We start from the raw sequence: 25,467 nt of genomic DNA on the forward strand, positions 1-25,467 counted from the left end.
ATAACCGCTAGCTAATGCGAACAAGTCGCAATAGCAAGGGCTATCTGAGGAATGGCATCCACTTTTGGTAGGTCAAGCTGCGCCAGAGCCATTCCAGCGGCCCGTACCTGAAGCGCTCCAACCACCAGCTCGACCACAGCAGCATCGCTGCCCACACGAGGACGACAATACCGTACAGCTCGAAGCGGTCGAGCTGTCCGAACAGTCGTAGGCCGGGCGGCTGGAATATCGCCAGCATTACGATGGAAGTGCCCAGGTAGTTCGAAAACGCCGCCCGCCCCGCCCCGACCACGCGGCTGGCGAATGCACCGTGCGATCGCGCGCCCCACTGCGCGAGCAGCGCGGCAAGGCCGAGGATAACGGGCAGCCGAAGGAGGACCTGGGGCCCCTCGACAGCGAACAGCGTGCTGGTGTAGGTCAGCCCGCTCCGGACCATCGCCAACCCTAGCGCGAAGGTCGTCAGGCTTCCGACAATCACTCCGGTCCATCCCCAGCGGCGCTGTCGAACTGGATCCGACCGGCCGTCGAAGAGACCCGCACGATACAGCGCCGCCCCCATCAGCATCAACGGTATCGTCTCGGCGGCTGAATAGGTAAAGCCTTCGAGCCAGTTCCAGCGGTGAGCGTCGAGCGCGTGGGCGACGTACTGGCCGTAAGTTCCCTCGGCAGCGATCGCGAGTTCGCGTATCGCGTCGTCGCGCATCGCCGCGGGCCCTTCGAGGTCGGCTCCCGAGCGCCAGTAGAGCCCATACGTGAGCGAATCCGCGAAAGCTCCCGCGACGTAGGCGACCAAGCCAGCCGTGAATTGCATGACCGGGTTCCAGCGCATGGCGAACAAGACCACGAAGCCGCACATAGCGTAAAGCGCGAGAATGTCGCCGCGCCACAGGAGGTAGAAGTGGCCAATCCCGAACAGCAGCAGCCATGCAAGGCGGTGGGCCTGCCGCCCCTCCCCCTCGCCTCGCATGGCTGAGCGGTCCGCGAAAAGGGCGAGTCCGGCGCCGAACAGCAGGGAGAATAGCCCTCGCATCTTGCCGTCGATGAGGACGAACTGCGCGGTCCACAGCCAGGGATCGGAGGGCTGCGGCGGCGTTGCGAAGCCGCCCGGCCAGGAATAGCCGAGGAACGGTTGGCCGAAGCCGATCACGTTAGCCGCCACGATGCCCATCACCGCGATGCCGCGGATGAAGTCGAGGCTGGTTATGCGATGCGCTTCGTCGCTGCCCAACGGCTTGGGATCGATGGGCTCGCTCACCCCCCGCTCCTAGAGCGCGGGGCGGGATGGCTCAACGAGTAACGAGACAGCTCTGCCCGGCCGACTTGAGTGAACGGCATGCCGCCTGCGCCGCACTCTGGCTGGGCCACCCGACGGCGAGGAGGCGAGTGATGCGGCCTGCCGCAATCGTCTGCTTCTCCTTGCCGGCCAGCGGCGACTTGGCCGAAGCGAGGGCCCAGGCTTTGTCCACATTACCGGGGACGGCGAATGCGCCGAGTTGAATCTTCCACGGCCCACTCGACGATGCGATAGGGACTGCCGGTTGCGCAGTTGGCGCTGTGACGGCGTCAGCCAAGGTGGTCGCCGGCCGAGTGCCTGGCCGATCCGCGCCTGCCGTCGCAGGGCGGCCCATTCCGCTGGCGCGCATGGCCTCGGCAACCGCGGCTTCCGCTTCGACTATCGAGGGGTCCACGGCAATATTGGCGATGGGCTCGGGCGCGCGGACCGTCGCAAGAATCGGCGTGCTGTCGACCCGCGCAAGCGGCGGAACTGGCCCGACGGGCGGCGAACCGAGATCGATCGCAGCCAGCCGCACCGATCGGCTAGCGTCCGCGTTGGCCCTGAGCTCGGCGGCCAGCAGTTGGGCCTGCTCGCGCTCCGCGAGCGGCACGAAGCCGTCCATCTGCTTTAGCGCAGGTCCGGCCTGTGGCAGTCCAGCGCCGTTCGCGAGGGTCAGCAAGGCGTAGGCGCGCGGCCAATCTTTGGCCGCGAGGTCACCGTTGAAATGGGCGATGCCGAGCAGGTACTGGGCTCGCGGATCACCCCGCCCTGCGGCGTCGATGACATACGGCATCGCCTGCGCGCGGCGGCCGCTCTGGAACATCAGGATACCGTAGTTGTCCGCAGCCTTGAGGTGCCCGAGCGCGGCCGCGCTTTGATAAAGCGTTTCCGCCCGCGCGAGGTCGGTCGCCACCCCGCGACCCAGGCGATAGGCCTGCGCGAGGTTGAACAGCGCATCGGGGTCCCCTCTGTCCGCCGGCTCGCGCCATTCGGCCACGGCCTGGGAGAAATCGCCCTTGCTCCACGCATCGACCCCTGCCTTCACGTCGGCTTGCGCGGCGCTCGCCAGCCCCACAACGCCGCTTAACGCGACGGCGCAGAACAACCCGGTCTTCCAAACTCTGATCGGCATGCGCATCCCCTATCGCGCGGCATCCATGAGAAGGGATATAGTGAATCGGCCGTTAGCAAAGGGTTTCTTTTGCTGCATTTTCTGCGGCTCGGCCGGGTTCCGACCGGGCGCAACGTTAACCCAATATTAGGGTCATCCTGCGAAGCCGTTCACCGGAAGGTGCATGGGTGCGCCTTGGCACAGGCAATCTAACGGGGGATCCAGCCTTGCGGGTTTTGGCATTGGCTTCGCAGAAGGGCGGTTCGGGCAAGACCACTCTTTCGGGACACCTGGCAGTGCAGGCGCAGCGCGCCGGCGCGGGCCCGGTCGTCCTCATCGACATCGATCCGCAGGGTTCGCTTGCCGACTGGTGGAACGAGCGTGAGGCGGAATATCCCGCCTTCGCGCAGACCACCGTCGCCCGGCTGGCCAGCGACCTCCAGGTCCTGCGCCAGCAGGGCTTCAAACTGGCCGTAATCGACACACCGCCGGCAATCACCATGGCCATCCAATCGGTCATCGGGGTCGCGGAGTTGATCGTCGTCCCGACTCGACCGTCTCCGCACGATCTGCGCGCTGTCGGCGCGACGGTCGATTTGTGCGAGCGGGCGGGCAAGCCGCTGATCTTCGTTGTGAACGCGGCGACGCCCAAGGCCAAGATCACGTCGGAAGCAGCCGTCGCGCTCAGCCAGCACGGTACTGTCGCGCCGATCACGCTTCACCACCGCACCGATTTTGCCGCTTCGATGATCGACGGCCGGACGGTGATGGAAGTTGACCCCGAAGGCCGCTCTGCCGCCGAAATGGCCGCGCTGTGGAACTACATCTCGGATCGCCTGGAAAAGAACTTTCGCCGCACCGTGTTCGCCGCTCCGAACGTCGCGCATCATCAGCAGGCGCCAGGCGCCGCCTATCGCCCGCAAGGCGGCTTCGGCCGCCGGGTCGCACAGTAAAGCGGACGAAAGGGGCCTATCGCAGTGGCCGAAACTTCCTTCGCCTCGCTGAGCCCGACGCTCCTCGCCCGCAAGGGCGGTGCCAAGCCGGCGATGCGCCCGCAGCACGCTGCATTAGCGGCCATGCCCGCCCCGGCCGACAACCCCGAGCAGCTCGAGGATCTCGGCTGGAATGACATGGGCGATCAGTCCGAAACGCAGCAAACGGCCGAGATTCATCAACTGACGCCAGCCTCGCGCTCGGCTCCAGTGACGGAGCCCGCGGTATTGCGCCAGCGCGAGGTGATCAACGAACGCATCGCGCCTTCGGCAAAAGCTCGGGTCAAAGGCGATCGCGCTGCTTTCACGTTGCGGCTCGATGCCGACCGCCACCTCAAGCTCCGCCTCGCCTGTACCGTCCACGACATGAGCGCGCAGGCGCTCGTTACGCAGGCGCTCGATGCGCTGCTGGGCGACATGCCCGAACTCGATGTGCTCGCCGCACAGGTCAAACGGCGCTGAGAAGAATATCCAGGGGGAAATGACCATGAGCCGCTCCACCCGCACGCTGACGCTTGCCGCAGGTACCGCACTCGCCTCGCTCGCACTCGCAGGCTGCGCGACCAAGGCCGCGCCTCGCGCCGAGCTTTCGGCCAGCAATGCCGAAGTCGCGCTCAAGAAGGGCAAGGTCACGAGCGCCATCGCTCACGCCGAGGCCGCCGTGCTCGCCGATCCGCGCAACCCCGCCTACCGCACCATGCTGGGCGCCGCCTACATGGAGGCCGGACGGTTCCTTTCGGCCCGCACGAGCTTCGACGACGCGTTGGAGCTCGGTGACGAGAGCGCGCGGACCGCGCTCGGCTTCGCGCTGGCGGCGATCGCCACCGGCGACCAGGGAGCCGCGCTCGAAGTGCTCGAGGACTGGCGCGACGAAATCCCGGCCGCCGATCTCGGACTTGCGCTGGCGCTTGCCGGCGAGACCGAGCAAGCCGTCCATGTCCTTTCCAACGCGGTCCGCGGCGGCGACAACACGCCTAAGGCCCGTCAGAACTTGGCCTACGCGCTCGCGCTCAACGGAAGCTGGGCCGGCGCAAGGATCATGGCCGCAGAGGACGTGCCCGCCGACCAGCTCGACGCCCGCATGGCCCAATGGGCCGAATTGGCGCAAACCGAGCAAGGCGGGACGCGTGTTGCGGCGCTTCTCGGCACCAGCGTGGTCGCCGACGGCGGGCAGCCTGCCCAGCTCGCGCTGGCCAATCATCCCACGGTCGAGCAGCTGGCAGCGCAAGCTGCCGAGACGTCGTTTGTCGCTGGCGACCTGGCCGCGGCGGAGCTTCCGCCCGTTGCCGGCGGCGAGCTGCCGGCGCAGTCGCAAGCGTTCACCGAGACTTCGCCCACGGAATTCGCCGCCGCCGCCCCGCGCCCGGCCGCCGAGCAGGACTTCCAGGCTGCTTTCGCCGAGCGGACGCCGGCCGCGGCGACTCCGGGCCAGATGATCGCCGCCGCGGTCGATTTCGTATCCCAGCCCGTTGTTCAACAGACTCCAGCTCGGGTGACTTCCGCCACACAAGCTCCGCTGCGTGTGGCCCCGAAGGTCGAGCGCGCCTTTGCTGCCGCTTCGGGTAACCACCTCGTGCAGCTCGGATCGTTCTCGTCCGACGCCGGGGCCCGGCGCGCATGGGCGATCTACGCCAAGCGATTCCCGCAGCTTTCGGCATACGACATGGTCATCACCAGGGCGGTGGTGCGCGGCAAGACCTATTACCGGGTTTCCGCCGGCGGCCTCGCCCGTACTGCAGCCTCCTCGGTATGCTCCTCTGTTCGCAACCAGGGGCAGGCGTGTTTCGCATGGACGCAAGCCCGTCCGATGCCAGGGGCAGTCAACCCCGACGTGCGGATGGCGAGCCGCTAAACCAGCTTCTCGAGCGTCGAGCGAAGGCCTCTTCCACGCGCACAGCGTGGGAGAGGCCTTTTTCTTCCTGGGATCAGCCGCCGCCGTAGAGCAGGCCCGGCGCGAAGGCGTGCCACCAGGGCGCGTCCCACAGCAGGTTGAGCGCGACCCCCGTCGGCACCATGAACGCGGCCCAGATCCAATACGCGCGATGGATCGACCGGTGGCGGTAGAGGTCCCACACGAACAGCGGCGCGATGCAGAGGAGAGGCCACAGGTCCACCGTCAGCGGTGATTGCGGCATTGTGTGCGGAAGGAACTGCATTCGGTCGAGCGCCGCCGGAAGCGGGACCGTCGTCGCGAGGATCATCAGGCGCTTGTGCAATTCGCTGTCCGTCCGTCGGGCGCGCACGGCGATATAGACCAGCGCCAGGAAGCAAACCGCGATACGCAGCTGGATGAGTGCGATGTTGGTCATCACGTGGAGGTAGCCCGCCACATTTTCCTGCACCGCGGCGGGCGCTCCTTGCCCGAATTCCACCCAGACGCGCAGGTTTGTCGGGACCAGCACGATACCCGTTATCACGAGCGCGGGAGCGAGCGCCATTCCGGCCACTCCGAGTTGCATATGCATGCTCTTACGGCCGGTCGCCATGAGCGTCGTCTGCGCCAGCAAGAGCATCATCCAGGAGCCCATCAAGACCGCGTGGACGTGCATGGCCGGAGGAAGCCCCGGCCTCTCGCCGCGGTCGACGGCCGCAAGTTTCTCCATCGAATCCGGCACGAAGCCGACAAGCACAACTATGACCAGAAAGACGGCCATGAACACGTAGATCCACCGGTCAATCGCCCGCGTCAGCGCGCCGTCGGCCGCGGACGATGAAGCAATCGTAGTTTCGGAATTTGGTGCGGCTGTCGCCATCGCAAGTCTCCTCCCTTGCGCGCGCGACCCTCCGCCTGAAACAATACCGCCAATCAGCGCGTGGGAGAAGAAGGTATCACAGGGCCGCGCCTGCGGTAGCCGACAGTGCGACCGCCGGAAGCACCCCTATGAACGTCGCCAGTGCATAGCGCCGGATTCCGACCGAGGCGAGCGCGCACACGGCAGTTACCGCGAGGTGCGGGAGTCCCGCCAGGCGCAGCATGATCAGCGACAGGATGCCACCTCTGCTGGCGAGCGCGTCGAGCCGCGCCATCTGGCCGCCGTAGCGGTCCCTCAGTGTCGCCTGCGAGCCCCGCTTAAGCAGCCGGTAGAGCACGAGCGAGCCGATCATCACGCCGCCGCCGACGGCGGCCATGCCGAGAGTCCACCCCAGCAGCGCTCCAGACGAAAACGACAATGGCAACAGCGTGCCCGGCACGCCGGAAGCATAGACGGACGCGGTGATAGCAAAGAAGATCAGCGCCACCCACCCTTCGCCGAAGGGGGCGGCAAGCAACGCTTCGATGTACTCGAGCGGTAACCGGTCGATCAGCCAGCCTTCCATTCCGCACAAGCGCGCGAACCGGTGCTCGCGTTCCGGGGATGCCCGCAGCTCGCCGCTCTAGACGGGCGTCCCGCCCTTGATCAACCCAGTAACGCGACCCTGTGTCGGCTGCCGATCGAACGGTGTGTTCCCCGCGGTCGCGGCCATCTTCGCGCTATCGATCACCCATGGCCGCTCGACATCGATCAAGGCGACGTCCGCTTGCATGCCCGAGGCGAGCAACCCGGCATCGACTCCCAGGATGCGCGACGGCGCGCCCGCCAGCAATTCGAACGCCCGCGGCAAGTCGATGACCGCGTCGCGAACGAGGGTAAGCGTCATCGCGAGGAGCGTTTCCGCACCCGCCATGCCCGGCGCGGCATCCGCAAAGGGGAGCCGTTTGTCCTCCGGTCCGCGCGGGTCGTGACCACTGGCGATCACATCGATCGTGCCGTCGGCAAGAGCCTCGCGCACCGCTTGCCGGTCATCCTCACAGCGCAGCGGTGGAGACAGGCGCGCAAAGGTGCGGAAGTCCGTCGTGGCGAGGTCGGACAACATGAAGTGCGCGGGCGTCACTCCGGCGGTGACAGCCGCGCGGCTCTTTTTGGCCGCCCGCACCAGTTCGAGCGATGTTCGAGTGGTCACCTGGCGCAGATGGAGCCGGGCCCCAGCCATTTCAGCCAGGGCTATATCGCGCGCCACCGCAAGTGCCTCTGCCTCAGCGGGAGCGGCGGGCAAGCCAAGCCGCGTCGCCATCTCCCCAGCAGTCGCAGCCGCTCCTCTTGTGAGACCACCATCTTCGGCGTGGCTAACGACCACGAGGTCGAGCATGGCCGCGTATTGCAGAAGGCGCAGCATTACCCCGGAATCCGCGATCCACTGGCGTCCGGTCGCCACCCCCCGGGCCCCGGCCTCCCGCATCAGCGCGATCTCCGCAAGCCGTTCGCCCGCCAGACCCACGGTCGCCGCAGCGAGAGGATGGACCCACAGGTCGGGCTTGCCGCTCTTGGCAATGAAATTGACCCGCGCCGGATAGTCGAGCGGCGGGTTCTGGTCCGGCATCAACGCGGCCCGCGTGATCCCTCCGAAACGAAATGCGGGCTTGTCGACCGCGAACACGCCGAGGTCGACCAGCCCCGGTGCGACGAGGAGGCCCTTCGCCTCGACTACTCGATCTCCGTCCCGCGGACCCTCGAAGCCAGCGACCCGCCCTTGGGCGAGGCGCAAGGGCACTTCGCGCACCCCTTCCGGCGTGACCACTTTACCGCCGACGATAGTGAGCGGCTGCGGGTTCACGCCACCTCCCCCCAGCCCGCGACCCCGCGCCGCCGACGCGTCAACACGTCGAGACAGGCCATCCGGATGGCAACGCCCATCTCCACCTGGGCGGTGATGATCGAGCGGTCGATGGCGTCTGCGACGTCGCTGTCGATTTCGACCCCACGGTTCATCGGCCCCGGGTGCATGACGATGGCATTGGGCGCCGCCCGGGCCAGCCGCGCAGCGGTGAGGCCGTACAAATGATGGTATTCCCGCGCGCTCGGCACGAACTGACCGCTCATGCGCTCGTTCTGCAAGCGCAGCATCATTGCAACATCGGCTCCATCAAGCGCTTCACCGAAGTCCATGAAGCGCCTGATTCCCATCGCTTCGATGGCTTCCGGCATCAGTGCGGGCGGCGCGCAGACCCGCACGCTTGCGCCTAGCGCCTGCAGGCACAGTATATTGGACCGGGCGACGCGGCTGTGCAGCACGTCGCCGCAAATCGTCACCGTCAGCCCGGTGAAATCGTCCGCAGGCATGCCCCGCACTCGCAGGGCATTGCGCAGCGCGAGGGCATCCAGCAACGCCTGCGTAGGATGCTCGTGCTGCCCGTCCCCCGCGTTGAGAACCGGGCAGTCGACTTTGTCGGCGATCAGCGCGGTCGCTCCGCTCGAACCGTGGCGGATCACGATCGCGTCTGGCCGCATGGCGTTGAGGGTGATCGCGGTGTCGATCAGAGTCTCGCCCTTCTTCACGCTGCTCTGTGCGGCATGCATGTTGACGACATCCGCCCCCAGGCGCTTACCTGCGATTTCGAAGCTCAGCAGTGTGCGCGTCGAGTTTTCGAAGAAGGCGTTGATGATGGTAAGCCCGGCAAGCTCGTCGCTGTGCTTGGCGGCCTGACGGTTCATCGCCACCCACTGTTCCGCCTCATCGAGCAGGAAGAGAATCTCGTGCCGCTCGAGCTTTGAGATGGCAAGCAGGTCGCGGTGCGGGAACGCGCGCGCGCCAGCGGGATAGCGCCCCGCCGCGCCTGATTTTTCCGCCGATGTCATTGAAGCGATGCCCTTGGTCGAACCCCATGGACCGGTCAAGCGCATTCGGGTGGCAATGCCCGCCGCCCTTCCCTATCTGACCGGCAGCTTCGACGGGGTTTCAACAAGTATGTCTTTCGCCCGCAAGGTTTGGCACCTGATGGTAGCAGTCAAGGACGGCCTCAGCCTCGTGTTCCTGCTGCTGTTCTTCTTCGCTGTTTACGCGGTGCTCACCGCCAGGCCGAGTCCGGCCGCGGTGCGCGAGGGCGCGCTGCTGCTCAAGCTCGAAGGATCGATCGTCGAGGAGAGGAGCGAAATCGATTTCCTAAGTCTTCTGATGTCGTCGGAAGCGCCGGTCCGAGAGTTCGACGTCCAGGAACTAGTTCACGCGATCGACGAAGCAGCGAAGGACGATCGGATCAAGGCGGTGGTAGTCGACCTCACGGGATTCCTGGGCGGCGGACAGGTCCATATCGGCGAGGTGGGCGCAGCGCTGGATCGGGTCCGTGCAGCCAAGAAGCCGGTGCTGACCTGGGCCATCGCCTACACGGATGACGGGGTGATGCTGGCTAGCCATGCGAGCGAGGTATGGGTCGACCCTCTAGGGGGAGCTATGGTCCTCGGGCCCGGCGGCAACCACCTCTACTTCGGCGACCTCCTGCGAAAGCTCGACGTTAACGCCCGGGTATACAAGGTCGGCACCTACAAGAGCGCCGTGGAGCCCTACACTCTCAACGAAATGTCGGACCCGGCCCGCGAAAACTACACGCAGCTCTACGGCGCATTGTGGGCGGAATGGCAGGCACATGTGGCCAAGGCTCGGCCGAAGGTCCGCATTGCTGAAGCAACTCGTGACCCCGCGGCATGGTTGGCCCGGGCGAACGGGGACGCAGCGACTGCCGCGAAGAACGCCGGGCTGGTCGACCGGCTGGGCGACAAGGTGGCATTCGGCAAGCGCGTCGCCGCGCTTGCCGGGGACGACCCGTGGAGCGACGCCCCGGGCGCCTTTGCGATGACCGAGCTCGAGCCCTGGCTGGCCGACAACCCGTTCGACGATGACGGCGATGTGGTCGGGGTGGTCACAATCGCCGGCGAGATAGTCGACGGTGACGCGGGACCCGGCACCGCTGGCGGCGAACGTATCGCAAAGTTGCTCGACGATGCGCTGGACGACGATCTGAAGGGCCTCGTCGTACGAGTGGATTCGCCCGGGGGCTCTGTTCTGGCCAGCGAGGAAATTCGCCGCGCGATCCTGCGTCACAAGGCAAAGGGCATTCCCGTTGCCGTGTCGATGGGGAACGTCGCCGCCAGCGGAGGATATTGGGTCTCTACGCCCGCACAACGCATCTTCGCCGAGCCGGAGACCATCACAGGCTCCATCGGCATCTTCGCGGTCATACCGACGTTCGAGCGGGCTGCAGCCAAGTGGGGCGTCAACGCCGACGGGGTGAAGACCACTCCGCTGTCGGGCGAACCCGACCTCATCGGCGGCTTTTCGCCCGAAGCAGACGCGCTCATCCAGGGGTATGTCGAGAACGGCTATGCCGACTTCATTCGCCGGGTTGCTCAGTCACGGAAACTTACCCCTGCGCGCGTCGATCAGATTGCCCAGGGGCGGGTGTGGGACGGCGGCACGGCGCGTCAGATCGGGCTGGTCGACCAATACGGCGGGCTTGACGATGCCCTCGCTTGGGTCGCGGCACAGGCGAAACTGGAAAAGGACAAATGGCACCCGCGGTTCCTCGGGGACGAGGGGCGCAGTTCCGAAACGCTCCTGCGCCGATTGCTGATAGGCGAGAGCGCGCAGCGGGAGGACAGCTCGGACGTGGTGAGCGTGTTCGCTGCCCGGCGACACGATACGTTTGCCCAGCTGACGGCCGATCTGGATCGGCTGACGAGCGCTCAGGGGATGCAGGCTTACTGTCTGGAATGTGCGCCAGTCATGCACGGATCGGCGAGGCGCCCGATCGAATCCTGGGTTGCCAAACTGCTCGCTTTAGTGAGCTGATACGGCCTCTGCGCGCTTGCCAAGCGTCGGGCGGGCTGGCAAAGGCGCGCCGCTGTCCCCGTGCCCCGAACCTTGCTTGGGAGCCGCCAGGACGGGCGCGTAGCTCAGCGGTAGAGCACACCCTTCACACGGGTGGGGTCACAGGTTCAATCCCTGTCGCGCCCACCATCTTTTTCAACGACTTAAGTTTAAAGATGGTCTCCCCTGATGGGGTGAAAATCCTCTCAGGGGTCTTTGGAGGGGTCTTCTGCAACTTTGCGAGTGCACCTTAGTCGAAGTTTCTGTGCGGCTGCAGCGAATGCACACGGTAACTCACAGGCACAAGGCAGTCGCGGTCTTTCCCAGCGATCCTCCCAAGCACCGCTGTGCTCGGACGCTTTCGAGGGCTCGGCCCAGACCACAAATGGGCAATTCCGATGAGCCGTCTTGGAGCACTTAAACCTGGTAGAATTTTTCGACGGTAGAGCTTGGGATGCCGCGCCATCTCCGCGAGTGTTCGCGGTATGCTCAAGTTGAAGCAGATTGATTCCCCGGGCTCTAAGATGTGCGGGAAAACCGGTAATCCATCGGCTGGATCAAACTCGGCCAACCGCCTGTCCGGGAAAATCCAACCTATCTCCCAGCCGATTGCGACGATCTTGGCCGAAACCGAGCCAACGTTCGCAAGGTGGAACGCAATGCTCTCATAATCATCGTCATCAAAATCTCGTTCGTAATCTATCGCCATGTAGAGTTTGGGCCGCGAAGCTGCGCGAGCCAGATTCAATGACACGACGACTGCGGCAACCGTAGCTATCGCACCTGCCGCCTGTGCAATTGCCCCGAAAGCGGTCCAAAACTCCATCTGCCAGAACTGGCTCGTCTCGCCGAGGAGCGCAAATGATTTAGTCGTCTGGAAACAGTGGCAACGTCCCCAGGCCGACCTCATACGGACGCGGCTCACGGGTGATGTCGTATGGCCTCAAAGCCTCCACCACGCGGGCGGTAAGCGTTTCTATGGCCACGTGCCGGTCGAGCTTCCCGGTTGTCGAGAACACGTTGCGGACGGCGTAGTTGGGCGCGGTCTTGAGGGCGATGTTGATCGCGCTTTCGAGTTCGCTGTTGTCGGGCCGAATCATCATCCAGCGGTCGTGGAACAAAAAAGGAACACTTGGCAAGAGGGAGCGCGCGAATGTCGCTCTCTAACCGAACGTCCAACCCTCGTGCTTCATCATCTGAATCAAGTTGCAGCACTCCAAACTCTCCAGTTTGCAGACATGCGGTATCTTTGGCGACTTGTCAGAGCCGCCATCCTCCTCTGTGAGGACGCACGCGGAGCTGCCGAGGGCTAGGGCCTGTGCAATGACGAAAGGGTCACCGCCCGATTTTCCTGTCCTTGTGTCAACAAGTCGCGGGTAAGTGGCCATGATCGAGACGACGGCATCCTGCACATCCTCATCAATCTCTCGGAACAGAAGGTGCTTGCGTTCCTTGGCCCACGCAAAAACCTCATCGTCTTTTTTTTCGAGTTCGTGATAGACCTCAATACTTGCGACAAGCCGACCGCTGTCGCTGAGGTCATCTAACTTCGCCCACCATCCAGGGAATTGCTCAGGTGGATAGGCGCGTCGCCAAGCGTGCAACAGCGAGCTCGTGTCGATGGAATAGACCCTGCTCGCTGACGCCATTACCGCGCCAACCTATCTTCAATGCCTGACAGGTGCCGGACCTTCACACCCAGGAAGCCCGAGACATCTGCGAGTGTCAGCCGCCTTGAATGATACTGTGACAACAGTAATCGGATGAGCGGGCGGCCCACTGCCGCCACCGTCTCATTCGGCATATTTCGGGGGATTGGCTTCTTGTTCTCTGTCTGGCGCTTTCGCGCCTGAGCCGCCGCATATTCTTGCAGGTACTGGGCACGCTTCTGCCGGTAGAATGAATCCGTAGTTCGGTCGAGCGTCAGGAGGCGGCGAACGACAGCCTCGCGCGAGACACTGAAAGTCTTCGCCAAGGCGTCAATCTCGTCGTCTGACCACTCACGGCGGCCCAAGGGGGCATTCCCGATAGTCGGCTGTGAGAGGAATTGCAGCTTTGGCATTAATGCTGCTGCGGCAACCTGATTGCAGAAAACCTCTACTCGCTGGTCCGACACTTGCCTGCGACCATCATCCAAGTCCGATACGCCGCTCTGATGCAGCATTAGATGGGCCAATTCGTGAAGCAGGCTGAAAAGGCGGCGACCCATCGCATCCTTTTGGTTCACCGCGATCAGAGGCATTTTTGGCGCCCATTGGGCGAAGCCAGACGCTTCCTTACTCTCAACGCGCGTCGTCTGAAAAACCAGAACGCCCATCGCTTCGATGCGGGACCGCCAAGCTATGAATGCCGCGCGCGTGTCGCGCCACTTGGACTGCGTTTCGAAGGTGACAGACAACGCATCACGTATCTGCCGTCCTACTTCTTCCACAGGAACATCGAGCGTCGTGTTTAGTGTGAAGGCAGGGAAATCGCCGTCACCCTCGTCTTCGGATAAGTCTAACGCTAATTCGCGGCGTTGCTGAGCGAGGCGAATCTCGAGCGCGAGCTCCGGCGAAAATGTTCTGGACCCGCCTTCTGGCAATCTGCGGAAATCATGCATTGCTAGGAAAGTCAGAGGGCGCTCGGGCAGATAGAGCACAGCCAATGGCCGCTTGTAGACTGTTGAAAGCTTGCGGAGCTGAGAGACTGAGGGTTGATCGTCGCCAGCTTCCCACGCCGCCAATGCCGCTTCGTCGATGCCCAGCTTCGCAGCAGCAGCAGTCAACGTGTAAGATGCGGAAGTCCGCGCCCATTGAAGAACGTCCGGATTAATGGTCGCCTTCACGCGCTTAGCCACGTGACCCATACCTCAAGAAAGTGATTGCTCGCCCACCCATGCGGGCTGTTTGCCCGAACAAGCTTCCATGGGAAAGTGCGAACCGGCAGCAGGTAACAAGGAGAAAACCCTGCTGCCGGTTCTGAGAACGGCGGACGCTGGGGGATCGGCAGCATCCGCCGGTTGTCACTGGTTAGGCGACGTTGCCGAAGTCGCCGTACACAAGTGCCAGCGGTTGTTTCACTGCAAGCGCGATGCGCTCCTCGGCCAGAATCGCGACCATGTTCCGAACAAAATAGTCCGAGTGCTCCGATGCTACCTCAACACGCGGGGTCCAACGGTCATACAAGGTCGCAGCGCGGGCGAAGTTGCCCACGAGGAACTTGTCGATCGTCATGGCCTGCGTGGCGACTACCGGCAGCCCGAACAGGCGCGGCTCCACCTGGGCAGCGGGGTCGCCAAGCAGGTACTTGCCGTCGGCGTCCTTGAGCAGCCGCATACGCATCCAGTCGGAAGGGTGGATGACAATGCCGTCGGCCGGTTCATCCGCCAGCGCATTTTGAAGAATGCCGAGCGCAATGGTGTCCAGCATCGTCTCCGTGCCGGCAGGGTCGAACGGAGCCGAATAGGTCGTCGCGTTGGCGATCAGCCCATCAAGGTTCTCGCCCGAGCCGTCGCCCGTGAGCAGCTGCGTCTCCTCGATCAAGGCGAGCCCGTAGAGCAGCTCACCATCAATGGTGTCACGCAACTGCGGGGCGTCCTCCAAGATCTGACGCGAGGCCGGAATCCAGTGCGCGATGACCTTGGGCGTCACCGTCTCCATCGTGAAGCCATAGGCGCTTTCCGGCTTTGCAGCGGCTTCCGCCACCGTGCTCGCGTTGTTGGTTCGGGCTGTCTGCCTCGGGAATTCTACGGAACCCGAAGAGATCGTCACAACAGGCAACAGGTCGCGCACCTGCATCCGGCGACGCGGCATGCCGCTGATGCCGTCGCGGTAGGCAGCGTTGCCCAGCGGACCGCCAGAAGTCGAGCCGGTGGTGATAGTGGTCTTCACCTCGACGCCGAACGCGGCGCGGCGACCGTGGGAAGATGCCTGCGAAACGGCTTCCAGCTGCGCCATGTTCTTGACGAACTGCGCGCCCCAGCTTTCGCCGCCCTCGTCGCCATACGAGCTTCCGCCTTCAGCAACACGCTGCGCCAGCTCGTCAGTGAGGGTCTTGGCTACGTTGGCCGCGTCCAGCGCCTTCTTTACGTCGGCGTTGAGTTTGTCGAACTGGGCTTCCACGGCATTCGTGAAGTCCTTCGTAAGTGCGTTCATGATGCTACTCCAATGGCCGCAATGCGCGCGGCAGATGCGTTGAGAATGGCGACGGCTTCGGCCTCAGCTTCTTCGTCGTCGGTTTGCTTGTGATTGAGGCGCCAAAGGGCGAACGAGCCCTCCCTCGCCCAGCGCCCGGACAAGCCCAGCTCGCGGAGCCCTCGCTCAAGGTCCGCTGGACTTTCCAAGGTCTTCACCGCTGTCACCCGCGCGCGGTCGTGCATCGGCACCGTGACTAGGCTGCCCTCGTAGAGTTCGGCCTCGGTGATGATGCGTTCGCCGGTCTTCTGGTCGAGGTCGCCGCGCACCGGCTTCCAGCCGATGCTGAGGCCCGTCAGTGCGCCGTCCTTGGCCAGCGCGTGGGCTTCCTGCGCGTCGCGCGTGGACAGGGTGAGCGAGCCTTTGACGTAAAGCCCTTCGGACCGCTCCTGCCATTCCTTCCACGCTCCGATGGGGCGCTTCATGTCGTGATGCAGCAGCATGGGCAGCGGCACGGTGCGCTTCGCCAGCGACTTACGGAGGCACCCTGGCATGAGCTTGTCGCCGCCGTGATCGACGTCGCCGAAGCCCGCCAACAAGCCCTCGATGTGGCCGCTTGCGTCCAGCTGCTTAATCTCAAACGGAGAACCCGCGTATTCCATGCGCACCTCGTCGGATGGCGAGCGATCTTGCTCGGCGTTCAGCGATTACAGCGGCACTTCGCGGCTTGAGGCGTGACACTCCACGCGCTCGAACAGCCTCCTTATGCGCCATCTACAATCGCTGCAAAAGTGTTTTAAATCCGTCAGTTAGGATTTCGCATCTGATCCTGCACCTCGCGGGCGATTGCGGCCTGCCGCTCGAACCAGGGGGCAACTTGGTCAGCGCCGGATTGATACGAAATGATCTTCGAAATCGCGCAGAACAGGCCCGTGAGAATGACCGCTGCGGGCACTGGTCCCAGCAACTTCAACTCTTGCAGGACGGCCTGCTCAACCTGCTCGGCGAGCCGCAGTTGCGCGTCAGTGGGGATGCACTCCTGCCAATTATCCTTGTTCATGTTTTGTTCCTTCCATGGTTACGCGAGAAGATCGTCGTGATTGTCGAGTTCGGCGGCGCGGTTGTGGTCGCGCTGCCTTGCGGCTTCCTTGCTTCCGCCTGCCTTGGCGCGGCTGGTCAGGCCGAGCGTTCGGCGTAGCGCGAGCACCTGGCCATGCAGTTGGGCCACTACCCGGTTGCGTGCATTGGGTCCGAACGTGCCGTTAGGCTTTACGGTCAGCGGTCCCTCCACACTCAACAGGCGTTGCTGCTCTTCGAGGCTCGCCATGGTGCGAGCGAGGAAAGCGGCGATTTCCAGCGCATGGGGCGAGAGTGACCAATCGGCCTTTGCGTATTCCGACACTATCGAGAACCAGTACGGATAGTCGTTGTCTGCGAGCGGCACGTGCGCCGGGGGAGCGACCTCGATATTCGCTCCGGCAAAAATGCGGTGCAGGTTGGCGACGCTGTCGGTGCGAGCGCGGCGCGGCTTATTCGTCATCGCAGCCTCCTTGTTGGGAACTGAGGGTTAGCGTTGTTTTCATGTTCCACGGCGGTTCCTCGGGCTGAAAAGTCGTCAAGTTTTGACTGCGCCCCCCACCCTCGCTTGTGGTGCAGGATGGGCAGCGGTGGTGCAGGAGCGCCAAGCGGCGGCTCGGCTAGGGTAAGGGTGCGCTCAGGCATCGGCTGCGCTCCCTGCGCTTTGCTTCCGGAACGGGTAGAACCGGCTCGCCCAATCGCGTCGGAAGCGGTCAGTGACGAGGTGCGGAGCCACGCGGTCGATGCGCTCCAGTTCGGCGGCGCTCACCGTGACCTCAGCCATAGTCGCGGGCTCATGGCCCATGAGTGGGCCTTGCGTGGGCGGGTAGATTTCCAGCTGCCACTCGCCGTCGGGTAAAGCCTTGGCGCGCATATGGCCGATGCTGGGATAGTCAGTGCCGTTGATAATCATGCTGGCTGCTCCTGTTGAAGTAGGCGTTGCGGGGTGAGGAATAAGCAGTCGTCCCATCGCTCTTGCGGGCGCGGGTCCAATGGCGCGGTGCAAACCACGCGCAGTTCGGAATCATGCCAGCGCCAGCGTTCTTGCGGGAATGGATGCAGCCCGACTTCCGATGCCAGGCGCTGGCGTGCCGTCGTTGTCAGGTTGTGTCCGGCAGCCTTGAGGGCGGCGTGTAGTTCGTCGTCATCTATCGCGACGGGCAGGCCGATGAGCGCGGCGCACTCGTTGGCGGCGGCGGCGATGCGGTGCAGGAATGCGGCTTCGGGCGCTTCATGGGTCCACCCTCCACCCTTCAACGGGGAACCGAATTCGGTTTCGGGAAGAATTAATTCCTCCATATCCTTTCCAACCTTTCTCGAATTATGTCCGCGATTAATTGTATTGGGGGGTCGTTTGGAGGGTGGAGGGTGGAACCGGTCACAGGGCATCGAACTTGTCCCTGATCGTTTGGACATCCCACAGATGCCTCTCAGCGAGGTCAGCCCACTTCTCGTCGGCCGCAGGGACGAAGTTGGCGATGGCGGTGATCTTGCGATAGCCAGAGGCAGCCCGCCGCTGGACCCGCCCATCCCCTTTGCGGACGTTCAACCCTTCGTCCTCGAACACTTCGAGCATGGCGCGCTCGCTCATCTTCTTTTCAGAGAAAGACAGGTGCTCTTGCGCCCCGAACCAATGCTTCACCGCCGCGATGGGGACGATCACCCGCACAGGCACCTTTGGGCCGCCTTCGGCATCAGTTTCCGCCGCGAGGCCTTTCAGGTACTCCGCGAAGTCGACGAGCAACCGCCGTCCGTCGCTCAGGCTGGACTCAACAAGCGCCCTTTTAGCCGATGACCTGGGAGCCTCATCTTCCGGTGCAACTCCACCATGCTTCTCGGCGAAGGCGAAAGCCCAGTAGTGAATAGCGGCTAACCCGCCACCCGCGAGCCATGCGTAAAACTGTCGCCAATAGACCTTGGGCTGCTTAACTTCCGTCACCTCAGGCACGAACCAGCGCCGGTCGGTCCCGGCCATGAACATCGGCACGCGCGAGTTGGACGAACCGACAAAGTGCGCCCGATTTTCCAGTTCGTATTCTGGCCGGAACTTCTCGTTCACCGTCACCGTCGCGTCTGTCATCAACGGCTTGAGAGTGTCGTAGGCCTTCGCTCCAAGGTGTCCGACATACATTTCCGCGAGGACGACGAGCCGCGTGTTCGCCAGCCACGAATTGAACCCGCTCGTCACCGCGCGATGAACGTCCGGATGGGAGACGTTGTTGGCTCCCACCAAGGGTGCAAGTATGTGATCGGTGAACGTCGATTTACCTACGCCTTGCGCGGGTGAGCAAAGCAGCAGCCCGTAAGCCATCCGGATATCGGGACGGGCAATCAGCGTCGCCGCCCACCGCATCACTTCCAACCGATCCTGCTTGTCGGGAAGCATCTGCCGCATGAAGCGATAGAAGGGGGCGATATTGCCCCTCCGCTTCTCAATTCGCGTGGGCACATGGGTGTTGAACTTGCGCTCGCCTTCCACAACCACGACGCCGCTCGGCAACTCTGGCAAGTAGCAAAGGCTATCCACCTTCACACTCGCCTTCCGGTGCAGCAGGTCGGCAGTATTCTTGACGTCGCTCACGGGCCGAATGGCGCTGTTGAACTGATCGGGGTTCAACAGGGTAGTCGGTCGCCGCCGGTGGATGAAGGAACCGGTCGAAATGACGTAGATCCAATCGGCGCTGAACTCTCGCCGCGCTTCGAACGCTGGGGCACCGCGCCGGTTTTCTTGTGTCAGTTTCCGCGTTGCCCACGTTGCTGGGTGGCAGCAGTCCGCTAGGCGAGGCCCAACATATCTCCGGCTCTCGCCCTTCCCTTTGAACAGATCGTCGGGGAAGTCGTCAGCCAGATCGAAGCCCGGATGGAACCGACCGTCGAAAAATAGCGCGTCCATTGGCAGATTGACCGCACGAGAGATGGGTGTGACCACATCCTTGCCGTCAGCGTCGTTGTCGCAGATCAAGGTGATGCGGGTGACGCCCGCCTTCCGCAGCGCGTCCCAATCGGTTTCTGTCGGCCTGCCTGCCCCTCCCAGCCAGCCAAGATGGGCGGCGCCAGCGCTTTTCAGTTCCACTCCCCACGGATGCCGGCTCAGGGCTACGGGATCGTCGAGGAGGGCGCGGACGGCGTTAGCTGCCTTTGCCCCTTCGTGCAGGAACACCTCGGTATATTCTGAGCCACTGCCGAGCTGTTCAAGGCCGTTCAGCGGAAGCTTCTCGTCCGGCTCCATTAGCCGCCAAGTCGCGTCGCTCCAGTAGGACCAAGGCAGGTAATCCTTGCCTCTGTCCGCGCGATCAACCCGCTCCTGAACGAACAGAATGTGCTCGCGCTGCCGGTCCCAGCAGATGTAGACGTTTGAGGGCTCTGCCTTCGACCACGGAATATCGCTCACGTTCCTTGGCGGGTGCCTGCCTGTCCATAGGAATGGCTGGCTGGCTGGAAGTTCGATGTGGGCGAAGGCTTGCTTGATTCCCTCAACCTCGATCTCATTGGGAAGGTCCGCTTCGCCACGGACTAGCTTGACCTCACCCTCTCTGGTGAAGAGCAAGCGGGCCAGTTCGCGTGGGTACTTTCCGCCTGAGCGGATCACCGCCGAACGGAAGTTGATAGCTTCCGCGCCGATGCGGCTCAGGTAGGCCCTGACCGCTGGAATCTCCCCCAGGTCGGCGACAGTCCCCCCTTTCTTTCCGCCCCATTCGGAGCGAAACTCAGCCTTGCCGTCCGTTCCTTCGGTATGGTCCCCGGTCCCCGCCCCATCCCCCGGGGCGGGGCCACCCCCTGCCCACGGCGCGTCACCGTCGCAGCGGTCGGTCATTCGGCTGGCTCCACTTCCTGCGGAGCCTTGCAGCTATCGATGTAACCCTCGATATCCTTGAGCCGGAAGCCAGTGACTTTCGGGCTGAGGGTGACGCGCGGGGGGAAGCCGGGCAGCCTTTCATGTTCATGTTCGCGGAGGGTTTTTTTGGTCATCCCCATCATGATCGCCGCCTCGTCGAGGCGGATGAGGGTGTGCCCGGAGATGGACTTCACAGTCTCTCGGGCAATCTCGAGGTTCCGGAGGTGCTCTTTCTTGCGAGCTTCCCACGCGTGAAGTTCTTCACCGGTGCGATGTTTACGAGCAGGCATTGGCAACGTCCTTCTGCCTGAGGCTTCAGCCTCAAGTTGTCAGAAACGGCCATCTGTCATGGGCGCTTGCGCGCTTGCCCTTCGGCGGCAGACGAACGGGGGAGCCCCATTCCGATTGTCTGTGGCGGTCGGTTTTGTTCGGTCGCCCTTACGACGACTTCGAACCCTTATGAATCAACTTTTTCGAAACTCAAAATGCTTTAATTCGCGACCTTCACCATGCGCACAACGTTGTCCTGCGCCTCAGCCTCGCCTACGATCACCATGAGCTTGCGCGCCCACCACTCCATCAACTCGCGTTTGCGCAGCCGGTAGCGCCGCTGAAGGTCTCCGTGGTCATACGCCGCCGTGACACCAGCTGTGATTTCATGATTCACTACCGCTTGCAGAACGTCGAGCGGCGCTGACCACACAATCTCACCTTCCGCGTTTTCGTCGCCGTCGCGGCAGCGCGTGATGAAAGTGTGCCGCAAGTCGTGGATGCGCCATGCCGTAATTTCGACATCGGCAATCTTGTCCCGCGCAGCCCGCTTGCCCTGTCGCGTCTGGCACGTGACCGCCCCGCCCGCTCGCAACGCCCGCCACTCATCGGCGGTGACGCCTGCCAGGTTGCCGCGCACAATCAGGTCCAGCTTGGCCTTGAGCTTGTTCCAACCGCTGATCGACGTCACGCCTGTGTCGCTCGGAAAGACAAAGTCCGTAGCCAATGGCCCGCTGGGCCGCTCGTCAGGCCTCGCGAGAGCATTGCAGCGATCAAGGGCATCCCGGAGGATTTCCAGCGCAGGTTCGGTCAACGCGACCTCATGTGTGCCCTTGCGGTTCTTCACCCGCTCGGCAGGCAACACGATTAGCTTTCGGTCAAAGTCCACCTCGCCCCAAGTCAGTCCGGCAATCTCGTTCTTGCGCTGGCCCGTCAGTAGCAGGAGCCGAACGACCGAGCCGAATGGCCAACCCTGTTGCCCCGCCGCGCCCCAGATTGCCCGCAATTCCTCATCGGTCAGCGCGCGGGTGATCTTCTTCGGCGGCTGGCGGTTGGTCATGCCGGTAGTCGGGAGCGCCCCATGAAACAGCCCGCGCGACAGTGCGAACTTGAAGACGCCGCGAATGGCCTTGAGCGTTTCGTCCACCGGCCCACCGGCCTTGTCCAGTTGGGTGAGCAAACGCGCCACCATGGGCGTCGTGATGTCGGAAAGCGGGTGATCGCCGAGCGTTGGCAAGACCCGCTGCTCAAGCAACCGCTCGCGCGCCGTGGCGGTAGTCGCGGTCACAGCCCGCTTGCGCCCGCCGACCAGCTGCCCAGCCCTCATCGCCGCAATGTAGCTCTCTGCGACGGCGCGGAAGGTGCCTGCCTGCTGGTCAGATGAGGCTCGATCGGCAGCCGCCTTTTCCTCTGCCAGCCGCGCCTCCGGGTCGATGCCGTCAGCGGCCAGCGCCATGTAGGCTCTCGCCTTCTCGCGCGCTGAGGCGACGTCCATCGCAGGCCAGCGGCCGACAACTGACTTCCGGCGGCGAGTGCGATTGCCGCCCTCTTCCGGCAGGCGATAGATCACTGCCCAAGACTTGGCCCCATTGGAGGTAATCCAGAGGAATAGCCCAGGCTCACTGTCCGATACTTCTGTGCGCCCGCTTTGTGGGCGGCGGTATCGTTCAACGGCGGCTTCCGAGAGGTGTGTCTTGGCCATGGCGAACTCCAAAAGGGGTCTTTTGGGGGTCTTTTGGAGGGTTCTTCATCGAACTCCTCCGGTCCCCTGCGTTCGCTCCTTCTCCCTCGGAAAGTGAAATTCGCAAAGTATTTTCGTGTGTTACTGCGAGCAAAGTTCTCCAGCGTTCGCGTACGTTCGCTGACAGGCTACCCTTCACACGGGTGGGGTCACAGGTTCAATCCCTGTCGCGCCCACCATCTTCTCGATGCCGCGGGGAAGATGGTCGAACGTCCGCAATTCATCCGGGCCGCGCCTTCCGCCTTCGCCACCGCCATGCGTGGAAACCGAGCCTGCTGGAAACATGATGATTCTCGAAATGATCATCACGAGGCTCACCGCCGTGGCACCGATCAGGAGAGGCGTGTTCAAGTCCTCGTCGTTCTCGAAGTCCATGATGTGCAGCGACCACAGGAAATCGAACACCCGCCAAAGCGTCGATCGCCTGGCCGTCAGCACGCCGGTATCCTGCGCAACATAAAGCGCGCGGTTCGCGTCGTCGTCGAATTCAACCCGCCATGCCGGCAGGGCGGCCCGGTGTTCGGTGTATTCCCCGGACAGCAAGTGTGCGAGGTACCGCAGGCCCATCACGGATATAGGATTGGGATTTTGAGCGGCAACATCGACGGACGGCCGCTTTCCCCTCGCACGCCAACCCCCAAGGAGCGGCGCGACCGGGACGTTAGCGCCGTCGCCATAGTGCGCGAGCGTTCAGGGCACCACCCATTTCGATCCCATCAAGCGCATGAGCGCTTGCGCTGCACGAAAGTTGCGAATTATTAGGTTCAATCTGGCGCGAATTCATCAGGTTAGTTATCCCGAAAGTCGATTTTCTCCAATTCCGCAGCGACCTCATGCGTTAACTCCATTCCCGCTTTCGTTGCCAAAACCATGGTTCCATGGCTCGACGAATGGGGGTTCGCATGGCCGCTTTGAAGTTCCGCGAGGTCGCGGCAACTGACTTCAATCCGTGTTTTGAGCAGATGTTGGGCGTCATCGATGCCCGGCCACGAGTCGTCGTGGACCGCGAACGGAGAGTGCTTTGGGAGAGCCCTGACGCGGCTCGGCTCCTGCAGTCGCCCTCGCCACTCCACATATCGGGTGGTGTACTCGGAACAGACCATGCCTCGAGTACGTCGACACTCGCCGAATTTCTCGAAGACGCGTCCACTGCATGCGACAGCCTCCTCATCCGCAGTCGGACGCAGCGCCATTGGGCCATGATCCTGGCGTGGACTCCGAAAGGCCTGAGCAACACGGTCTGCGTGCTCGCGAACCTATCAATCCCTTACAAGAGCGTGAAGGAAAGCGGACTCGCCCGGGCACTGCAGTTGACCGCTGCGGAGGCGCGCGTGCTGGATGAATTCTCGCTTATGCGCTGTCCGCGTGAGATAGCCGACAACCTCAATATCTCGCTGAGCACCGTCCGCACGCACCTCAAGCAAATACACTCGAAGTCCGGCGTGGCGTCAGCCGTTCAGCTAACGCAACTGGTACGGGGATATTGTGCGTGTTGAGTTCTGTCCTGAAAAGGGACGCAGGCGGTAACGGCATGAGAAGATTTACGTTTCTCCCCAGTATGGGGGATGCGAATCAGGTTTCGAAGACGTAGCACACCGTTAACTTTCGGAAAGCCAACCGGCTAACCGCGGGGGTCGAACTGAGGGACCGAGGTCCACTCCGGGGGTGTCTATGAACAAGGCCGCAGCGCGAGCCATGCAGGTTTGCGCGCTTATTTCCTGTTGTTTGGCGACGAACGTCGTAGCGCAGGACATTACCTATCAGCCGATCGATCCGACGTTCGGCGGTAACCCATTCAACTCCGCGCACCTTCTCGGGGTCGCCAACGCTCAGAACGACTACAAAGACCCGAAGGCGACCACCAACAGCTCGCAGGCCGACATTTTCGCCCGCCAGCTTCAGTCACGCCTTCTGTCGGCGCTGTCCTCGCAGATCGTCGACGCCATCTTCGGTGACGACCCGCAGGAAAGCGGCACGATCAGCTTCGGCGGCCAGACCATTTCGTTCGTCCGCAGCCTGACCGAGGTCACGCTGACCATCACCGATAACGACACCGGCGAAGTGACGACCATCGTCATTCCCACGTTCATCGACGTACAACCGTAGGGTCGGCAATGCAGTTCAAGTCACTTCTTGCTGGCATTTCCGCGCTCGCGCTTTCGGCGTGCACAACGGTGACCGAGCACGGGAACACGGCGTTCCCCGAAACGACGTCCAAGGCGTACATCCCCGACCGCACGCAAACGCAAACGCTGCTGTCGAAGCTGCCAGCGGCGGATCGGCCCGTTGCGGTGGCGGTTTACGGATTTTCGGATCAGACCGGGCAGTTCAAGCCGACCGAAGCGGGCCAGACGCTGTCGCGCGCGGTGAGCCAGGGCGGCGCGTCCATCCTGGTCAAGGCCTTGCAGGATGCCGGCAATCGGCAGTGGTTCACCATTGTCGAACGCGAAGCCCTGAAGAACCTGCTCAACGAACGCCAGATCATCCGCGAAATGCGCGAGCGTTATCTGGGTGAAAAGGACCTCAACCCGCAGGCCCTCCCCGCTCTGCTGTTCGCTGGCGTCATTCTCGAAGGCGGCGTCGTTGGCTACGACACCAACACCGTCACCGGGGGCGCGGGCGCCGCGTTCCTCGGCATCGGCGGGCGGACCGAGTATCGTCAGGACACGGTCACCGTTTACCTGCGGGCGGTTTCGGTGCGCACCGGGGAAGTGCTGACCACGGTGACCGCATCCAAGACCATCGCGAGCCAGTCGCTAGGGGCGAACGCCTTCCGCTTCATCGCCTTTAAAGAACTCTTGCAGGCCGAAGCGGGGTATACGACCAACGAGCCTGACCAGGTCGCCCTGCAGCAAGCGATCGAGAAAGCGGTCTACTCCATGGTCCTCGAGGGCGTGGAACTCGATCTCTGGAAATTCTCCGATCCCCAGGCCGGCGCTGAGTTGCTCGCGCGCTACCGCGAAGAACGCGACGGGAAGATCGACGCCGACCGTATGGCGGAAGCGCTGCGCAATGCGCCGCCGATCACGCCGCAACGTACCGTGCGCACCGCTTCGGCGGAGAGCGAGGAAGAACAAACCGCTCTCGGCCATCGGGCCGGGGTGCGGGTAAACAATTGATCGCCGCACGCTAGCGGCGCTCGATGGCGCGGACGGAGCCGGACCGTCCGATGCTACAATATCTCCGGTGGGGCCTGGAGCGGTTGCAGCCGCTTTTCAGGGTCGGTGAAGAAAAGGCGCGCCGAGGTTGCAGCCCCGACGCGCCCGATTTGACGAAGTTGCGTGTACAACCGTGTCAGCCCTGCGCCTTGGCGCAAGACCGGCACGGTTATGAACTCTCCGACTGGAGTTTGACAACCGTGTTCAAGGATCAACACCCGAGCCTACACCGGGTTCCTGCGCTCGCAGGATTAAAGATCAGTGAATCCAAG

At 63.3% G+C, this 25,467-nt stretch carries 27 protein-coding genes and 2 tRNA genes; 10 read left to right on the plus strand and 19 right to left on the minus strand.

Going from position 1 to position 25,467, the window contains the following annotated elements:
• Positions 1 to 40 precede the first annotated feature (40 nt).
• Both ACWPM1_RS09625 and ACWPM1_RS09630 read right to left on the minus strand, forming a co-directional pair.
• Complete coding sequence (locus ACWPM1_RS09625; protein WP_455694613.1) at positions 41 to 1,255, minus strand: DUF418 domain-containing protein; 1,215 nt, start codon at positions 1,253 to 1,255, stop codon at positions 41 to 43.
• A 31-nt stretch (positions 1,256 to 1,286) separates the two neighbouring features.
• On the minus strand, positions 1,287 to 2,408 hold the full coding sequence (locus ACWPM1_RS09630) for an SPOR domain-containing protein (protein ID WP_455694614.1): 1,122 nt from the start codon (positions 2,406 to 2,408) through the stop codon (positions 1,287 to 1,289).
• A 206-nt stretch (positions 2,409 to 2,614) separates the two neighbouring features.
• Here ACWPM1_RS09630 and ACWPM1_RS09635 point away from each other — a divergent pair, with 206 nt between their 5' ends.
• The 3 genes from ACWPM1_RS09635 to ACWPM1_RS09645 are packed head-to-tail and all read left to right on the plus strand — an operon-like array spanning position 2,615 to position 5,231.
• The gene (locus tag ACWPM1_RS09635) at positions 2,615 to 3,340 is read left to right on the plus strand and encodes an AAA family ATPase (RefSeq protein WP_455695155.1); all 726 of its coding nucleotides are present in this window, start codon (positions 2,615 to 2,617) and stop codon (positions 3,338 to 3,340) included.
• 24 nt (positions 3,341 to 3,364) lie between these two features.
• Complete coding sequence (locus tag ACWPM1_RS09640; RefSeq protein WP_455694615.1) at positions 3,365 to 3,841, plus strand: hypothetical protein; 477 nt, start codon at positions 3,365 to 3,367, stop codon at positions 3,839 to 3,841.
• A gap of 25 nt (positions 3,842 to 3,866) precedes the next feature.
• Entirely contained in the window at positions 3,867 to 5,231 is a 1,365-nt protein-coding gene (locus tag ACWPM1_RS09645) for an SPOR domain-containing protein (RefSeq protein ID WP_455694616.1), read from the plus strand.
• A gap of 73 nt (positions 5,232 to 5,304) precedes the next feature.
• Here the strand turns inward: ACWPM1_RS09645 and ACWPM1_RS09650 are convergent, their stop codons facing one another.
• The 4 genes from ACWPM1_RS09650 to ACWPM1_RS09665 all read right to left on the minus strand — a co-directional run bounded on the left by ACWPM1_RS09650 (position 5,305) and on the right by ACWPM1_RS09665 (position 8,994).
• The gene (locus tag ACWPM1_RS09650) at positions 5,305 to 6,132 is read right to left on the minus strand and encodes a hypothetical protein (RefSeq protein WP_455694617.1); all 828 of its coding nucleotides are present in this window, start codon (positions 6,130 to 6,132) and stop codon (positions 5,305 to 5,307) included.
• Positions 6,133 to 6,208: 76 nt separating this feature from the next.
• Complete coding sequence (locus ACWPM1_RS09655) at positions 6,209 to 6,697, minus strand: VTT domain-containing protein (protein ID WP_455694618.1); 489 nt, start codon at positions 6,695 to 6,697, stop codon at positions 6,209 to 6,211.
• A 57-nt stretch (positions 6,698 to 6,754) separates the two neighbouring features.
• Positions 6,755 to 7,972 carry a dihydroorotase gene (locus ACWPM1_RS09660; RefSeq protein WP_455694619.1) on the minus strand — a complete coding sequence of 406 codons (1,218 nt, stop codon included), beginning with the start codon at positions 7,970 to 7,972 and terminating at the stop codon, positions 6,755 to 6,757.
• Entirely contained in the window at positions 7,969 to 8,994 is a 1,026-nt protein-coding gene (locus tag ACWPM1_RS09665; protein ID WP_455694620.1) for an aspartate carbamoyltransferase catalytic subunit, read from the minus strand. Before ACWPM1_RS09665 ends, ACWPM1_RS09660 begins: the two co-directional genes overlap by 4 nt.
• A 109-nt stretch (positions 8,995 to 9,103) precedes the next feature.
• Here ACWPM1_RS09665 and sppA point away from each other — a divergent pair, with 109 nt between their 5' ends.
• Both sppA and ACWPM1_RS09675 read left to right on the plus strand, forming a co-directional pair.
• A complete protein-coding gene (gene sppA / locus ACWPM1_RS09670; protein WP_455695156.1) occupies positions 9,104 to 10,981 on the plus strand; it encodes a signal peptide peptidase SppA in 1,878 nt (625 codons plus the stop codon).
• A 93-nt stretch (positions 10,982 to 11,074) separates the two neighbouring features.
• Positions 11,075 to 11,149, plus strand: a tRNA-Val gene (locus ACWPM1_RS09675).
• Between the two features lie 100 nt (positions 11,150 to 11,249).
• On the opposite strand, the gene ACWPM1_RS09680 is transcribed toward ACWPM1_RS09675, so the two are convergent.
• The 13 genes from ACWPM1_RS09680 to ACWPM1_RS09740 form a co-directional block, all read right to left on the minus strand.
• Positions 11,250 to 11,825, minus strand: a complete 576-nt coding sequence (locus ACWPM1_RS09680) for a hypothetical protein (protein WP_455694621.1) — start codon at positions 11,823 to 11,825, stop codon at positions 11,250 to 11,252.
• A 40-nt stretch (positions 11,826 to 11,865) separates the two neighbouring features.
• The gene (locus ACWPM1_RS09685) at positions 11,866 to 12,102 is read right to left on the minus strand and encodes a hypothetical protein (RefSeq protein ID WP_455694622.1); all 237 of its coding nucleotides are present in this window, start codon (positions 12,100 to 12,102) and stop codon (positions 11,866 to 11,868) included.
• Between the two features lie 60 nt (positions 12,103 to 12,162).
• Positions 12,163 to 12,648 carry a DUF4411 family protein gene (locus tag ACWPM1_RS09690; protein WP_455694623.1) on the minus strand — a complete coding sequence of 162 codons (486 nt, stop codon included), beginning with the start codon at positions 12,646 to 12,648 and terminating at the stop codon, positions 12,163 to 12,165.
• Complete coding sequence (locus ACWPM1_RS09695; protein WP_455694624.1) at positions 12,648 to 13,826, minus strand: XRE family transcriptional regulator; 1,179 nt, start codon at positions 13,824 to 13,826, stop codon at positions 12,648 to 12,650. The genes ACWPM1_RS09690 and ACWPM1_RS09695 overlap by 1 nt, the downstream gene beginning before the upstream one ends.
• Before the next feature lie 184 nt (positions 13,827 to 14,010).
• Positions 14,011 to 15,102, minus strand: coding sequence for a phage major capsid protein (locus tag ACWPM1_RS09700; RefSeq protein WP_455694625.1), 1,092 nt, complete (start codon positions 15,100 to 15,102; stop codon positions 14,011 to 14,013).
• A gap of 29 nt (positions 15,103 to 15,131) precedes the next feature.
• Positions 15,132 to 15,776 (minus strand): HK97 family phage prohead protease, encoded by a 645-nt coding sequence (locus ACWPM1_RS09705; protein WP_455694626.1) that lies wholly within the window; start codon positions 15,774 to 15,776, stop codon positions 15,132 to 15,134.
• A gap of 143 nt (positions 15,777 to 15,919) precedes the next feature.
• Positions 15,920 to 16,174, minus strand: coding sequence for a hypothetical protein (locus tag ACWPM1_RS09710; protein WP_455694627.1), 255 nt, complete (start codon positions 16,172 to 16,174; stop codon positions 15,920 to 15,922).
• Positions 16,175 to 16,192: 18 nt separating this feature from the next.
• Positions 16,193 to 16,654: a hypothetical protein gene (locus tag ACWPM1_RS09715; protein WP_455694628.1), complete on the minus strand. Its 462-nt coding sequence runs from the start codon at positions 16,652 to 16,654 to the stop codon at positions 16,193 to 16,195.
• A 174-nt stretch (positions 16,655 to 16,828) separates the two neighbouring features.
• A complete protein-coding gene (locus ACWPM1_RS09720) occupies positions 16,829 to 17,104 on the minus strand; it encodes a hypothetical protein (RefSeq protein ID WP_455694629.1) in 276 nt (91 codons plus the stop codon).
• On the minus strand, positions 17,101 to 17,490 hold the full coding sequence (locus ACWPM1_RS09725; RefSeq protein WP_455694630.1) for a hypothetical protein: 390 nt from the start codon (positions 17,488 to 17,490) through the stop codon (positions 17,101 to 17,103). Before ACWPM1_RS09725 ends, ACWPM1_RS09720 begins: the two co-directional genes overlap by 4 nt.
• 79 nt (positions 17,491 to 17,569) lie before the next feature.
• Positions 17,570 to 19,780, minus strand: coding sequence for a DUF5906 domain-containing protein (locus ACWPM1_RS09730; RefSeq protein ID WP_455694631.1), 2,211 nt, complete (start codon positions 19,778 to 19,780; stop codon positions 17,570 to 17,572).
• Positions 19,781 to 20,001: 221 nt separating this feature from the next.
• On the minus strand, positions 20,002 to 20,316 hold the full coding sequence (locus ACWPM1_RS09735; protein ID WP_455694632.1) for a helix-turn-helix transcriptional regulator: 315 nt from the start codon (positions 20,314 to 20,316) through the stop codon (positions 20,002 to 20,004).
• A gap of 200 nt (positions 20,317 to 20,516) precedes the next feature.
• Complete coding sequence (locus ACWPM1_RS09740; protein WP_455694633.1) at positions 20,517 to 21,998, minus strand: tyrosine-type recombinase/integrase; 1,482 nt, start codon at positions 21,996 to 21,998, stop codon at positions 20,517 to 20,519.
• A gap of 144 nt (positions 21,999 to 22,142) precedes the next feature.
• Here ACWPM1_RS09740 and ACWPM1_RS09745 point away from each other — a divergent pair.
• From ACWPM1_RS09745 to ACWPM1_RS09765, 5 genes are all read left to right on the plus strand, one after another.
• Positions 22,143 to 22,216, plus strand: a tRNA-Val gene (locus ACWPM1_RS09745).
• A gap of 22 nt (positions 22,217 to 22,238) precedes the next feature.
• A complete protein-coding gene (locus ACWPM1_RS09750; RefSeq protein ID WP_455694634.1) occupies positions 22,239 to 22,799 on the plus strand; it encodes a hypothetical protein in 561 nt (186 codons plus the stop codon).
• A gap of 140 nt (positions 22,800 to 22,939) precedes the next feature.
• On the plus strand, positions 22,940 to 23,533 hold the full coding sequence (locus ACWPM1_RS09755) for a helix-turn-helix transcriptional regulator (protein ID WP_455694635.1): 594 nt from the start codon (positions 22,940 to 22,942) through the stop codon (positions 23,531 to 23,533).
• A gap of 175 nt (positions 23,534 to 23,708) precedes the next feature.
• Positions 23,709 to 24,143: a curli assembly protein CsgF gene (locus tag ACWPM1_RS09760; RefSeq protein WP_455694636.1), complete on the plus strand. Its 435-nt coding sequence runs from the start codon at positions 23,709 to 23,711 to the stop codon at positions 24,141 to 24,143.
• 8 nt (positions 24,144 to 24,151) lie between these two features.
• Complete coding sequence (locus tag ACWPM1_RS09765; protein WP_455694637.1) at positions 24,152 to 25,156, plus strand: CsgG/HfaB family protein; 1,005 nt, start codon at positions 24,152 to 24,154, stop codon at positions 25,154 to 25,156.
• Positions 25,157 to 25,467 lie beyond the last annotated feature (311 nt).

Source organism: Tsuneonella sp. HG249 (assembly GCF_053819205.1).